Origin of the sequence: Pseudoalteromonas sp. BSi20480, assembly GCF_000241365.1 — a bacterium.
Classification (GTDB): Bacteria; Pseudomonadota; Gammaproteobacteria; order Enterobacterales; family Alteromonadaceae; genus Pseudoalteromonas; species Pseudoalteromonas marina.
The window spans coordinates 1-14,013 of sequence record NZ_BADX01000054.1 but is presented as its reverse complement, the minus strand read 5'-3'; the positions used below and the strand labels follow the sequence as shown (position 1 = coordinate 14,013).

The following is a 14,013-nucleotide window of genomic DNA, read 5'->3' as shown; positions in this document are numbered from 1 at the left end:
TAAGCCCCCATTTATTTGTTTAGTGAGCTAACAGTTATAAAGTACGTTGTACTTCAACTGTTTCAAATACTTCGATTTGGTCACCAACACGTACGTCATTGTAGTTCTTAACACCGATACCACATTCCATACCATTACGCACTTCTTGCACATCGTCTTTAAAGCGACGAAGCGATTCAAGTTCGCCTTCGTATATAACCACGTTATCACGTAGTACACGGATAGGCGCGCTGCGCTTAATAACACCTTCAGTCACCATACAACCTGCAATTGCGCCAATTTTTGGTGATTTGAATACGTCACGAACCTGAGCAAGACCAATAATTTCTTGCTTAAATTCTGGTGCAAGCATACCTGACATCGCTTGCTTAACTTCTTCGATTAAGGCGTAAATAACGCTGTAGTAGCGTAAGTCTAGGTTCTCAGAATCAATCACTTTACGTGCAGATGCATCAGCACGAACGTTAAAGCCAACAACAATCGCGTTAGACGCCGCAGCAAGCGTTGCATCTGTTTCTGTGATTCCGCCAACGCCAGAACCCACAATCTTCACTTTTACTTCGTCAGTAGAAAGCTTAGTTAGTGAATCAGAAATCGCTTCGATAGAACCTTGAACGTCTGCTTTAAGTACCACGTTAACTTCAGAAACGTCACCTTCAGCCATGTTAGTAAACATGTTTTCAAGTTTCGCTTTTTGCTGGCGTGCTAATTTAACATCACGGAATTTACCTTGACGGTATAATGCAACTTCACGCGCTTTACGCTCGTCTTTAACTACCGTTGCTTCATCACCGGCTGCAGGGATACCAGATAGGCCTAAAATCTCTACTGGAATAGAAGGACCTGCAGACTTGATATCTTTACCGTTTTCATCGCGCATAGCACGAACACGGCCGTACTCAAGACCACATAATACAATGTCACCTTGGTTAAGTGTACCTGACTGAACAAGGATAGACGCTACTGGACCACGGCCTTTATCAAGACGTGATTCAATTACAACACCTGCAGCCATACCTTGACTTGGTGCAGTTAGTTCTAATAGCTCAGATTGCATAAGTACTGCTTCAAGTAGTTCATCAATACCCAAGCCTGTTTTAGCTGAGATATGAACGTACTGCGTGTCGCCGCCCCATTCTTCTGGGATAACGTCAAGCTGTGCTAGCTCGTTCTTAACGCGATCTGGATCTGCGCCTTCTTTATCCATTTTGTTCACAGCAATGATTAAAGGAACACCCGCTGCGCGAGCATGCTGTACCGCTTCTTTAGTCTGTGGCATTACACCATCATCGGCTGCAACTACTAGGATTACAATATCAGTTGCTTTAGCACCACGAGCACGCATTGATGTAAACGCGGCGTGACCCGGAGTATCTAAAAATGTGATCATGTTGCCATTTGTTTCAACATGGTATGCACCAATATGCTGCGTAATACCACCGGCTTCGCCTGAAGCAACTTTTGCTGAACGAATGTAATCAAGCGTTGATGTTTTACCATGGTCAACGTGACCCATAACAGTAACAACTGGCGCACGAGGCTCTGACTTACCATCTTCATGGCGGTCGTTAAGTACTGTTTGCTCTAATTCGTTTTCTTTAACGATGATAACTTTATGGCCCATTTCTTCTGCTACAAGTTGCGCAGTTTCTTGGTCAATAACTTGGTTAATTGTAACCATGTCACCCATTTTCATCATTGTTTTTACAACTTCAGCGCCTTTAACAGCCATGCGTGATGCAAGCTCAGCAACTGTAATTGTTTCGCTAATACGTACTTCATTTTTTACATCAGCTGTTGGTTTTTGGAAACCATGCTGTAATGATGCAGGTGCTTTTAGCTTACCTTTTTTACCCTTAGACGCTGCAAACTTATCTTTTGCTGGCGCTTTTTTCTTTTTCTTAGCACGGCGAGAGCCTTGCTCTTCACGAGCATCAGCTACATCTTCTGCTTCACGTGCGTAAGTTGAAGTCGTAAGGTGGTGATCTGCTGTTTCTTCACGCTTCTTACGCTCTTCCTCTTCTTTCTTCCAACGAGCCGAGTTTTCTTCAGCTAGTTTTCTTGCTTCTTCTGCCTGACGTTTCGCTTCTTCTTCAGCTTTCTTCAATGCGGCCTCTTCTGCTTCTTTTTGCAGACGCTCAGCTTCGATGCGATCTTTCTCAGACTTAGCACTTTGCTCTGGGGTCATCTGCTTTTGTTTCGCTTTACGTTCAGCGTCTGCTTTACGTTTAGCTTCTTCTTTGGCTTTACGATCAGCGTCTTCTTTCGCTTTACGTTCTGCCTCTTGTTTTGCCTTTAACTCAGCTGCAGCTTGTTCAGCTTTTTGCTGCTCTTCAAGACGGGCTTTTTCTTCAGCGGCTAAGCGTTGTTGCTCTTGCTCTTGTTCCATCGCGCTTTTCTTCACGTATGTACGTGTTTTGCGAACTTCAACCTGAACCGCCTTCGCTTTACCTGTAGAGCCAGTCACATTTAATGTGCTTTTGCTCTTACGCTGTAAAGTCATGCGTGCAGGGCCTTCAGAGCCCGTGCCGCCATGTGATTTGCTTAAATGATCAAGTAACGTTGCTTTTTCAGCTTCAGTTACATTATCAGTTGCCTGCTTAGTGATACCCGCTTGCGAAAATTGCTGTAGCAATTTATCAACAGTTGTACCTATATCGCCGGCTAGTTTTTCAACATTTACTTCTGCCATAGTGTGTAATACCTCCGTTAATAAATTACTCGTCTGCAAACCAACAAATGTTTCGTGCAGCCATAATCAGCTCACCTGCTTGTTCAGATGAAAGCTCTGTGATATCGACTAGCTCGTCAATACCTTGCTCAGCCAAGTCTTCAAGTGTTACAACACCTTTACTTGCCATTACAAATGCTAGATGACGCTCTAAGCCTTCAAGCGCAAGTAAGTCTTCAGCTGGCTCTGCGCCTTCTAAGCTTTCTTCCGTTTTAAGTGCTTTAGTTGTTAATGCATCTTTAGCGCGTGAACGTAAAACATCCACCGTTTCTTCGTCAAGACCGTCAATTTCTAAAAACTCAGAGGCTGGCACGTACGCCACTTCTTCAAGTGTTGAGAAACCTTCGTTGATAAGTAAGGTTGCAAACTCATCATCGATATCTAAATTTTCAGTAAATAAGTTAAGTAACTTATCTGATTCTGCTTCATTTTTAGTACGCATTTCGTCAACAGTCATAACGTTTAGTTCCCAACCAGTTAACTGGCTTGCTAAACGAACATTTTGACCATTACGACCAATCGCTTGTGCTAGATTATCGGCTTCTACAGCAATATCCATCGAATGAGTGTCTTCATCTACTACTATTGAAGCAACCTCAGCTGGCGACATTGCATTGATAACAAATTGTGCAGGGTTGTCATCGTAAAGAACAATATCAACACGCTCACCACCAAGTTCAGACGAAACAGCTTGAACACGAGCTCCACGCATACCAACACATGCCCCAATTGGATCAATGCGCTTGTCGTTTGACTTAACAGCAATTTTAGCGCGCGAACCAGGATCACGTGCAGCAGCGCGAAGTTCAATCATTTCTTCGCCAATTTCTGGCACCTCAATGCGGAATAATTCCATCAGCATTTCTGGCTTAGAACGCGTTACAAATAACTGTGCGCCGCGTGCTTCTGGCTTAACTTCGTATAAAAGACCACGAATACGGTCGCCTGGACGGAAGTTTTCGCGTGGTAGCATGTCATCACGGTAAATAACTGCTTCAGCGTTGTTGCCTAAATCAAGTACAATTGAATCACGCGTTGCTTTTTTCACAACACCTGTTACTAACTCACCCACTTGGTCTTTATATGCGTCAACAACTAAAGCGCGCTCAGCTTCACGTACTTTTTGTACGATTACTTGTTTAGCCATTTGTGTTGTGATGCGGTCAAATTTGATTGAATCAATTTGCTCTTCAACAAAATCACCTAGCTGTAAGTCAGGCTCTTCAACCTGCGCAGCTTCTAATGTTATTTCGCTGTAAGGATTTTCTAATGAACCATCCTCTAATACTTCAGCAATCTGCCAGCGGCGGAACGTATCGTAATCACCTGTTTTACGGTCAATTGATACACGTACTTCAATTTCACCATCGTGTTTTTTCTTTGTCGCAGTCGCTAATGCGAACTCTAATGCTTCAAAAATCTTTTCTTTTGGAACCGCTTTCTCATTGGAAACGGCTTCAGCAACCAATAATATCTCTTTTGCCATGGGTAATGCCTCGCTTGCCCTATTCCTTCGCACTCGAATTTAAAACTTTGCGATTAAATTCGCACGTTCTATATTACTAAGCATGATCAAATGCTCTACACCATCACTAGATAGTGTGATCATATCGCTGCTAACTGCTATTAAGTCGCCTTTAAAATTTCGACGACCGTCTTGTGGAAGTTTAGTACGCACGCGTACTTCCTCTCCTTGCGCCTGCTCGTAGTGATCTTGTTTGAATAATGGACGATCAACACCAGGAGACGACACTTCCAAATCATATTCATTTGTAATTGGGTCTTCGACATCTAAAATCGCACTAATTTGGCGACTAGCGTCCGCACAGTTATCAACTGAGATCCCATCCTCATGAGCAATATATACTCTTAAGGTAGAATGGCGACCCGCTTGTACAAATTCAAGACCATGTAACTCAAAGCCTAACATTTCTACCGCAGGCGTTAACATGGTTACTAAATCTTGTTCAAGTTTTGTCACGAAAATCCTCCATACAAACAAAAAAAGGGCTTATAGCCCTAAAATACTGAGTTTAAATTTTAATTTAATGACAACCGCCATAAATTAAGAAAGGTGCAGATACAACAACGCCCCGAACCAAGCGGGGCGTCACACCAATAAAGCATAAAACTGTGTGGCCTAGGGCCGAGCTTGGTTGCGAGTCAGTAACTGACCAAATTAAACTACATTAGCTTAAACGCAAAACGCGCATTACATAGAATGCGCGATATAAAATAATAAGTTTTCACTTATTAGTAGAATTGGTTGCGGGAGCCGGATTTGAACCGACGACCTTCGGGTTATGAGCCCGACGAGCTACCAGGCTGCTCCATCCCGCGCCAATAGATATCAAACCTTGATTTAACATCGCTGTTAGCTGTTTTAAAACAGACTAAACAATGGCCGCTATTATATGGATGTTGGGGATAATTAGCAACCATAATAACCAATAACTTTAGAAATACAGTTCAAATCAGATGTAAGGAAATAAAACATTATACCTATTATGGGTATAAAACTATTTTAAACGGCTAACCATTTGCTGTTTAAGCCTAGTGAAATCACAATAATGGAATTAATAACTACTCTCACTTTTATTTAAAAAAACAATAGAACTCAAAAAGTTATCAATTAATTAATACTTTTATATCAAAAAACGTGTAATTTTTGTTACGCGAGCTATAATAATAAAAATAATAAAAATAAGTTTTTAATCTTCTGTGAGGCTCTGATGAATTCACATAAATCTGTTTTATTAAAAAGTATTGGCATCATAAAACCAAACTTTCATGCATTTACCGCGCGTTTTCATAGAAAGCTTGTAGAGTCAGATATTTCGATGAACACGCTAACAGCTGAACAGTTTAACGAAAAAAGTTATATTTTATATTGTACCTTAGAGCGCATAATCAAAAATATTGATAATCCATCATCGGTTGCGCCATTTCTGAGCCATCACTTACAGTTTTTAAAAAAATTAAATATTCAGCAGAGTGATATTAAACCTCTGACTGATATATTTTATGTAACATTAGTTGAACATTTAGGTCGGTTTTTTAATGAAGAAAGTCATTTAGCATGGCGCAAAGTGCTTACTTACTTTGAACGCTATACGAATGATACGCTGTTTAACGTTTCTAACGTAGTTTGCTTAACCCAACTTTCTAAACAAAAGCAAAGCAATAATAATTAAGGCGCTTTTAATTGAGCCTACTCATATCAAATTTGATGCTTGATGAGTGTTTATACACTCATTAGCGAATATTTAAATAAAGCTCAAATTATACAATTTGTTATTAAAATTACAGCGATCGATTAAGCAGACACCCTCGTACAAATTTCAATTTTGGTTTAATCATGGCGACTTACAAAACCCTAAGACTCATTTTAGGCGATCAACTCAATCCTTCTCATTCTTGGTTTAAAAGTAAAGAGGACGGTGTTCTCTACCTTATCGCAGAATTAAAACAAGAAACCAATTACGTTAAACACCATGTGCAAAAGCTTTGTGCTTTTTTTAATGCGATGGAAAACTTTGCAACTGCGTTAAAATCTGCAGGTTTCAATGTATTGCACTTAACCCTAGACGACACACACGAAGATAAACACCTACCCGCACTACTAAATCGTGTTGCTAAGGAATATAACTGCTCCTGCATAGAATACTTATACCCAGACGAATTTAGGTTAAAATCGCAATTAGCTGATTTTGAACAATCATCCGAAATAAATGTATCAGCATATGACTCAGAGCATTTTTTACTGCCCTTTAACGATATTAAAGATCGATTCAAGAAAGATAAGCATGTGACCATGGAGCACTTTTATCGTGCTATGCGTAAACGATATGATTTATTAATGGAGGACGATAAACCAGCTGGCGGTAAATGGAACTACGACAGTAATAACCGCAATAAATTCTCTAAGCAAGACTTAAAATCTATCCCAGAGCCTAAATTATTTAAAAACGATGTAAGTCATATCCTCGCTCGTTTAAAAAAACACAACATCGCTTACTTTGGAGAAATTAAAGAAGGAAAACTTGAATGGTCTACGTCACGTAAGCAAGCCAAAGAATCTCTTGAATACTTTTGTGAGCATTTACTTGTCAATTTTGGTAAGTTTCAGGATGCAATGACAGACCAAAGTAAAGACAATACTAGTCTTTACCATAGCAGGCTCTCTTTTGCCCTAAACACTAAACTTCTTCACCCCTTGTATGTAATCAAACGTGTAATATCTGAATTCGAGCAACGGCCTGACGAAATATCTCTTTCACAAGTTGAAGGGTTTACCAGACAAATACTCGGTTGGCGAGAATACGTTCGTGCTGTTTATTGGGTAAACATGCCCGACTACGCGACTAAAAATCAACTAAAAGCCAATAATAAGCTCCCTCAATATTTTTGGGATGGTAATACAAAAATGAACTGTTTGAGCCACTCATTAAAGCAAAGCTTAGATACTGCCTACGCTCATCATATACAGCGCTTGATGATCATTGGTAACTTTTGTTTACTCAGCGGAATAAACCCTGACGAAGTTGATAACTGGTACTTAGGTGTCTATATAGATGCCATTGAGTGGGTTGAAATGCCTAACACACGTGGAATGAGCCAATTTGCAGACGATGGAATTATTGCCACTAAACCCTATACTGCAAGTGGTAATTACGTCAATAAAATGAGCGACTATTGCAAAAATTGTCAATACGACGTGAAACAAAAAGTGGGGGATAAAGCTTGCCCACTGAACAGTTTATATTGGCGTTTTATGCAAACACACCGCGAAAAACTAGAGAAAAACCCACGAATAGGCATGGTTTATAGAAATTGGGATAAGCAAAGCGATGATTTACGCGAAGACACACTTAATCAAGCTACACACTACATAAATAACATTGAGTCTTTATGACACAAAAAAGCCGCCTCAAAAGAGGCGGCTAAATAATCAGGGAAAAAAATGTTGTTAATAACCAGATTAGCTATCTTCTAGTAAGCGTCCTTGGCCAATCTCAATTTTGCGTGGTTTTAATGCTTCAGGTATTTCGCGCTTAAGCTCTATAGTAAGTAAGCCGTTTGCTAAGTCGGCGCCAAGGACTTTAACATGGTCACCTAGCTGGAACTTTCGCTCGAAATTGCGTTCTGCAATTCCTTGATGAATAAACTTACGTTCTTTGTTTTCATCTTTATTAGCTTTTATACCCGCTACTTTTAATGTGTTATTTTCTGACTCAATGCTTAGCTCGTTGTCGCTAAATCCGGCAACAGCCATAGTGATTTGGTATCTGTCTTGATCGAGTGCTTCAATGTTGTAAGGAGGAAAGCTCGGCTGTTTGTCTGTATTCGCCGCAGCATCCATTAAAGACGCTAAATGATCAAATCCAATGAATGAACGATAAAGTGGTGATAAGTCTACTGTACGCATAATAATATCCTCATATTTAAGCGATATTTTGTCTGCACTTTTCATTTGAACAAGCGCTAACAAATATAAATTAATAATATAAATTTCAATTGTTTAAGTTTAGTTTAGGACCCATCAGGCGTCCTACTAAACTATATATGGACGGTAAAAATGTTTTCAAGTAAATAAATTAAAATATTTAAAAAAATTCCTCATTTTATAAACTAGTGAAATTAGTAACCCATTTTGAGGCATTAAAAAGTCAAATGCTTTTAATTCCTCAAAATGGTTGTCCAGTATTGTAGATTAGCGCTAAGTATTCATCGCTAATTAGTGTGTTAATGTGCCACGAATTGGATAATCGTTTTCGCGAATAAATTCAATGCCAGCCAACAAATCATTTAAATCAGGGCGTGAAAAAGGTGCATTTGATTTATCTAGTATCTGAATTTGATCATGCTCGTTAATTACAAAAATAGCAGGTTCAGCAAATGGGTGAGCGGTTTCTTTTTCACTGCGTGGTTCACTAATATACAGGCCTAAATCAGTCATTTGAGCTAATGATAACCCACTATAAAGAGGAAAATTAACGTGTAAATCGTTTAGATGCTCTGTAAATTGTGCGTGACTGTCACCACTAACAGCGGCAATCTCTACCCCTGCATCTTTAAATTTATCATTCATTTTAGCAAGTGCATTAAGTTGTTTAGTACATAATGGACAATGCTTTCCGCGATAGATTACTATCATTTTCCAGGGTAAATCTGTCTGTCGAGCCGACACGTCAGCAAGGTTGTTCTCATTATCTTTAACTTTAAGTGAAGGCATTTTCATTGCTGGTTGTAAATAATTGCTCATGATCTTGATCTCCTTTGCAGTTAAAAAACATATTCTATATGTTCGTCTCAAATATAGAGCTTAGGGTTAAAGTTATAAATTCAACCATTAAAATGTAATCAGGAAATTTCTAACGTAATCAGCAAACCTTATTAGCTAAAGGCCTGATTTGTGTAAAGCAGTGAAACTTTAACATAGGCTTTATTAGCAACTGGGCTTGATACACAAGCAAACGCTAAAGCTCTGCCTATCAAATAACAGTGGCTGCTTAGCCATTTATGTTAGGGTTGGCTTTTAATTATAAATAGGTCAGATAAAATCAATGGCATTAATACGTAGCACGTTAATAAATTTAAGTTTAGCAATACTCGTGTTTTACTTAGCAAGTGCCTACCAAACGCGTAATTTACTTGAAACAAGCCACACTCCTGCCCCTTATTTTAACTTGCCTATTTTAAATAAAAATAACGAAAGATTTAGTATTGCAGAGCTTGAAGGGAGAACAACCATTGTGTATTTCTTTGCTCCTTGGTGCACAATATGCCGCTACAGCATGCCCAACTTACAAAGCACCTTAATAAACTCAGACATTAATGTAATCGGTATTGCCCTTGATTATAAAAATGAGCAACAAGTTACTCAATTTATTGATGACTTAAACCTCAGTATGCCCATACTTCTTGGTAATCAATATACCCAATCAAATTATAAAGTAAGCGCTTTTCCAACTTACTACGTAATAAATGCAAATTTACAGATAACAGCACACGCAATGGGCTATTCAACCCAATTAGGAATAGCGGCAAGGACGTGGTGAATTATGCCGTCCATGACTCGGTCAAATTAATGTTCATCGCAATAATAGAATGGCACAATCACTTTTTTGCGCTTTATTATATTTTTTAATCATTTAAACTAAATTCAATCAAATAAAGGAGAGCACTATGCTTACAGTAATTTTTGGCCGTGAAGGCTGCCCATTTTGTGTTCGTGCCAAAGATGTTGCAGAGCAACTTGCCAACGAGCGCGATGATTTTAAATTTCGTTACATCGACATCATAAAAGAAGGCATAAGCAAAGCCGATTTAGAAAAGTCAGCAGGTAAACCTTGCCCTACTGTCCCGCAAATTTTTGTTGATCAAAACCACATTGGCGGTTTTACCGAATTTGAAGCTTATGCAAAAGAAAACCTAGGCTTGTACAAGTAGTCGTGTATTAAATTTGTTAACCAGTTCAATAATCCCACAACTGGGCTGGTTAAATTTCAACCAACATCAAGCACATACAAATTAGTTTTAATTTATACAAGCATTTGCCTCGCTAATCCTATATAATGCGCGCCTCTTTAAATTCGTTGAGGCGTATTAATGTCAGAACCAGTCACGTTTGAATCTCTAAATCTTTCTCCTGCAATTTTGAAGGCAGTTGAAGAGTTGGGTTACAAGACACCATCTGAAATCCAAGCTCAATGTATACCGTTATTGCTAGAAAGAAAGGACGTACTGGGACTAGCACAAACGGGTACAGGTAAAACCGCAGCATTTGCACTGCCGTTACTAAACAATATTGACCCGTCTGTGAAACAGCCACAGATCCTTGTACTCACACCTACACGTGAGCTTGCGATCCAAGTTGCTGAGGCATTTGAACAATATGCAAAAGGTACTCGTGGTGTTGAAGTATTAGCACTATACGGTGGCCAAAGCTACAGCATTCAATTAAGCGCACTTCGTCGTGGCGCTCAAATCATTGTTGCTACTCCGGGTCGATTAATCGATCATATTAATCGTGGCACTATCAAGTTTGATGCTCTTCAAGCACTTGTACTTGATGAAGCCGATGAAATGTTACGTATGGGCTTTATCGATGATGTTGAAAACATCATGGAAAAAACACCGCGCGAAAAGCAAACATGTCTTTTCTCTGCGACCATGCCTAAGCAAATTCAAAACATCAGCAGCAAATATATGAATAACCCTGAACAGGTTCATATTTCTGCGCGTAACTCGACAGTATCTTCTGTTGAGCAAGTGTTTTGGAACGCAAGCGTACATAAAAACAAAGCGATTGTTCGCTTTTTAGAAGCTGAGCAATACGAAGGTGCTATTGTTTTCGTACGTACACGTAACGATACCGTTCAACTTGCTGAATTATTAGAGCGCGAAGGTTTCTCGGCAGCTCCGCTTAATGGTGACATGAACCAGCAAGCACGTGAACGCACTGTTGACCGCTTAAAAAGTGGCATGCTGAACGTTGTTATTGCAACAGACGTAGCAGCTCGTGGTCTTGATGTAGACCGTTTAAGCTTAGTTATCAACTACGACATTCCACAAGATTCTGAAGCCTACGTTCACCGTATTGGTCGTACAGGTCGTGCAGGTCGTACTGGTAAAGCAATTTTATTTGTTAAGCATAACGAACGTTACTTACTTAAAAATATCATTCGTCATACCAAGTCTGAAATTGCTCAGGTTGAATTACCAACAGCTAAAGTTGTTGAAGAAAAACGTATCGCTGCGTTACAAGCAAAATTAAGTATTGCGCTTGAAAACAAAGACATTACGTTCTTTAACGAAGTGGCTACTAACATGGCTGAAAAGCTTGACCTTCCTCTTGAAAACTTAGCGGGTGCTTTACTGTGTTTGGCACAGCAACAGTCGCCAATTAAAGTTGAAGAAGTTAAGATTCAACCACGTGAGCGTAATGAACGCAATTCACGCAATGAGCGTGGTGATCGCGGACGTCGTAACGAACGTGGTGGTGAACGTTCTGAACGTAAACCGCGCGAGCGTAACAGCCGTGATGCAGGCCCTATGGATACTTACCGTATCGAAGTAGGCCGTGAGCATGGTGTTCAGGTTAAGAACATTGTTGGCGCAATTGCTAACGAAGCTGATATCTCAAGCAAGTTTATTGGTGACATTCGTTTACACGATCAACACAGCACTGTGCAGTTACCACAAAACATGCCTAAAGATGTACTGGATCATTTCCAAAAAGTGTTTATTTGTAAACGCCCAATGGGTATGACAATTACACAAGATCAAGGCCCAGCTGAACCACGTGGCGAACGCCCATCTGGTGATAGAAAACGTAACGATGGCCCACGCGGTGATAAGCGTAGCGGACCTCGTAAAGAACGTCGCCCAGTTAGCTTTACCGCTAAGTAAGCAACAGTTCTTTAATAAAAAAACCTTGGTACGAAAGTGCCAAGGTTTTTTTGTGTCTGAAATTTAAGTAATGGTTCAAGCTGTTCTGCGTACCTCACAACCTCAAGCCATGATTATCTTCTAAGCACGGCGACTATAAACTTCTGTGTAAATCATTCAATTAAAACTAAAAAGCCCCACTACTTTATTAATAGTGAGGCTTTTACTGTATTGTACCGAATGCTCTATGTTAAGGCGCTACTGCTGGATACACGTAACTTGCATCTAACCCTAGCGGAATACCCAATGCCCAATAACCGAGTAGAAACAAGCTCCAGCCAATTAAAAATGCAACCGAGTATGGCAGCATCATCGCTATTAGCGTACCAATTCCCGTACTTTTAACGTACTTTTGACAATAAACCACAACTAATGGGAAGTAAGGCATAAGCGGTGTAATAATATTAGAGCTAGAATCACCAACACGATAAGCCGCTTGCGTTAAATCAGGTGAAATACCCAGTTGCATTAACATAGGCACAAATACCGGCCCTAGTAATGCCCACTTGGCCGAGCTAGAGCCCACAAATAAATTAACGAATGCGGTTAAAAATATAATACCTACCACCGTTACCGAACTTGGAAGAGCCATGGCTTTTAATAACTGCGCCCCTTCGATTGCAAGTAATGCCCCTAAGTTAGATTTGCTAAAGGCAGCAATAAATAACGCACAAAAGAATGCCATAACAATGTAGTAAGCCATACCGCCCATTGCCTTGCTCATGGCATCTATCATATCTTTAGAGCTTTTAAATGTACCTACTGTAAAGCCATATACTGCGCCTGGGATCCAAAATAACAAAAAGATCAACGGCACTATAGATTGCATTAAAGGTGAACGGAAGTTAGTTAAGGAGCCATCGCTACTGCGCATGGCTGAATCTGCCGGAGCAGAGACATACGCAAGTAAAGCAATGCCTGCAATCATTACGCTGCTTGCTATGAAGAATGCGCGCTTTTCATCGCTACGCGCATCTTCAAAAACAGGTAAATCTTCACTGTTTCCATCAAGTGCCGTATTTTGTAAACGAGGTTCAATAATCTTATCGGTAATATACCAACCCAGTAATACAATAAACATGCTTGATGCTGAGGCAAACGCCCAATTATTTAATGGATTTATCGACATATCAGGATTAATAATATGAGCAGCACTTTGTGTAAAGCTTTGTAGTAGTGGGTCTATTCCAGATGGAATAAAGTTGGCGCCAAAACCACCACTTACACCGGCAAATGCCGCTGCAATACCCGCTAGTGGGTGCCTTCCTGCTGCATAAAAGATTACGCCAGCTAACGGTATCACAAGCACGTAACCTGCGTCCGTCGCTGTATGGCTTACAATAGCCACTAAAATAATAGACGGTGTTAACAGCTTTTTAGGCGTTACTTTTAACATCAGCTTAAGGCCAGTATTAATAAAGCCTGAGTGCTCAGCTACACCAACACCTAACATAGCAACAAGTACTACGCCTAAAGGAGCAAAGCCGGTAAATGTTTTTACCATTGAAGATAAAAAAGTGGCCAACGAGTCGCTTGCAAGCATGTTGTTTATTATAATTGCTTCGCCTGTACGCGGATCAATTGCATCAAAACTTACGCCAGAAAACCACCACGACAAACCCCATATTAATAACATAGCAAACAAAAATATAATTGCTGGATCAGGTAGCTTATTACCAACCCGCTCAACTACATTCAAGAAGCGCGCAACAACTCCTGAAGGTAAAGCATCTTGATTATTACTCATTGTATTTCGCTCATTAAAATTTATTTAAGTAACAATATCGCATTAATACGCAACAGTAAATTAACGTAAAAAGCTATTTTAG

The 14,013-nt window shown here is 39.9% G+C and carries 11 protein-coding genes and 1 tRNA gene; 5 read left to right on the top strand and 7 right to left on the bottom strand.

The features are described from left to right. Positions 1 to 34: 34 nt before the first annotated feature. The 4 genes from infB to P20480_RS12990 all read right to left on the bottom strand — a co-directional run bounded on the left by infB (position 35) and on the right by P20480_RS12990 (position 5,071). Positions 35 to 2,692, bottom strand: coding sequence for a translation initiation factor IF-2 (gene infB, locus P20480_RS12975; protein ID WP_006793373.1), 2,658 nt, complete (start codon positions 2,690 to 2,692; stop codon positions 35 to 37). Between the two features lie 25 nt (positions 2,693 to 2,717). Then, the gene (gene nusA, locus P20480_RS12980; RefSeq protein WP_008128091.1) at positions 2,718 to 4,217 is read right to left on the bottom strand and encodes a transcription termination factor NusA; all 1,500 of its coding nucleotides are present in this window, start codon (positions 4,215 to 4,217) and stop codon (positions 2,718 to 2,720) included. Between the two features lie 39 nt (positions 4,218 to 4,256). Next, on the bottom strand, positions 4,257 to 4,712 hold the full coding sequence (gene rimP / locus P20480_RS12985; protein ID WP_006793371.1) for a ribosome maturation factor RimP: 456 nt from the start codon (positions 4,710 to 4,712) through the stop codon (positions 4,257 to 4,259). Between the two features lie 282 nt (positions 4,713 to 4,994). Further along, positions 4,995 to 5,071: transfer RNA gene (locus P20480_RS12990), tRNA-Met, on the bottom strand. 392 nt (positions 5,072 to 5,463) lie between these two features. Here P20480_RS12990 and P20480_RS12995 point away from each other — a divergent pair. Both P20480_RS12995 and P20480_RS13000 read left to right on the top strand, forming a co-directional pair. Then, positions 5,464 to 5,925 (top strand): globin, encoded by a 462-nt coding sequence (locus P20480_RS12995; RefSeq protein ID WP_008128088.1) that lies wholly within the window; start codon positions 5,464 to 5,466, stop codon positions 5,923 to 5,925. A 164-nt stretch (positions 5,926 to 6,089) separates the two neighbouring features. Continuing rightward, a complete protein-coding gene (locus P20480_RS13000; RefSeq protein ID WP_008128086.1) occupies positions 6,090 to 7,646 on the top strand; it encodes a cryptochrome/photolyase family protein in 1,557 nt (518 codons plus the stop codon). Positions 7,647 to 7,712: 66 nt separating this feature from the next. Here the strand turns inward: P20480_RS13000 and P20480_RS13005 are convergent, their stop codons facing one another. Then, entirely contained in the window at positions 7,713 to 8,159 is a 447-nt protein-coding gene (locus P20480_RS13005) for an Hsp20 family protein (RefSeq protein WP_010555978.1), read from the bottom strand. Positions 8,160 to 8,468: 309 nt separating this feature from the next. Further along, positions 8,469 to 8,996, bottom strand: coding sequence for a redoxin family protein (locus tag P20480_RS13010; protein WP_008128082.1), 528 nt, complete (start codon positions 8,994 to 8,996; stop codon positions 8,469 to 8,471). A gap of 301 nt (positions 8,997 to 9,297) precedes the next feature. Here P20480_RS13010 and P20480_RS13015 point away from each other — a divergent pair, with 301 nt between their 5' ends. The 3 genes from P20480_RS13015 to P20480_RS13025 all read left to right on the top strand — a co-directional run bounded on the left by P20480_RS13015 (position 9,298) and on the right by P20480_RS13025 (position 12,145). Continuing rightward, positions 9,298 to 9,792: a TlpA family protein disulfide reductase gene (locus P20480_RS13015; RefSeq protein WP_006793366.1), complete on the top strand. Its 495-nt coding sequence runs from the start codon at positions 9,298 to 9,300 to the stop codon at positions 9,790 to 9,792. 127 nt (positions 9,793 to 9,919) lie between these two features. Beyond that, on the top strand, positions 9,920 to 10,183 hold the full coding sequence (locus P20480_RS13020; RefSeq protein ID WP_006793365.1) for a GrxA family glutaredoxin: 264 nt from the start codon (positions 9,920 to 9,922) through the stop codon (positions 10,181 to 10,183). Between the two features lie 159 nt (positions 10,184 to 10,342). Continuing rightward, positions 10,343 to 12,145, top strand: coding sequence for a DEAD/DEAH box helicase (locus P20480_RS13025; RefSeq protein ID WP_008128078.1), 1,803 nt, complete (start codon positions 10,343 to 10,345; stop codon positions 12,143 to 12,145). 229 nt (positions 12,146 to 12,374) lie between these two features. Here the strand turns inward: P20480_RS13025 and P20480_RS13030 are convergent, their stop codons facing one another. Continuing rightward, positions 12,375 to 13,931 (bottom strand): AbgT family transporter, encoded by a 1,557-nt coding sequence (locus P20480_RS13030; RefSeq protein ID WP_008128076.1) that lies wholly within the window; start codon positions 13,929 to 13,931, stop codon positions 12,375 to 12,377. Positions 13,932 to 14,013 lie beyond the last annotated feature (82 nt).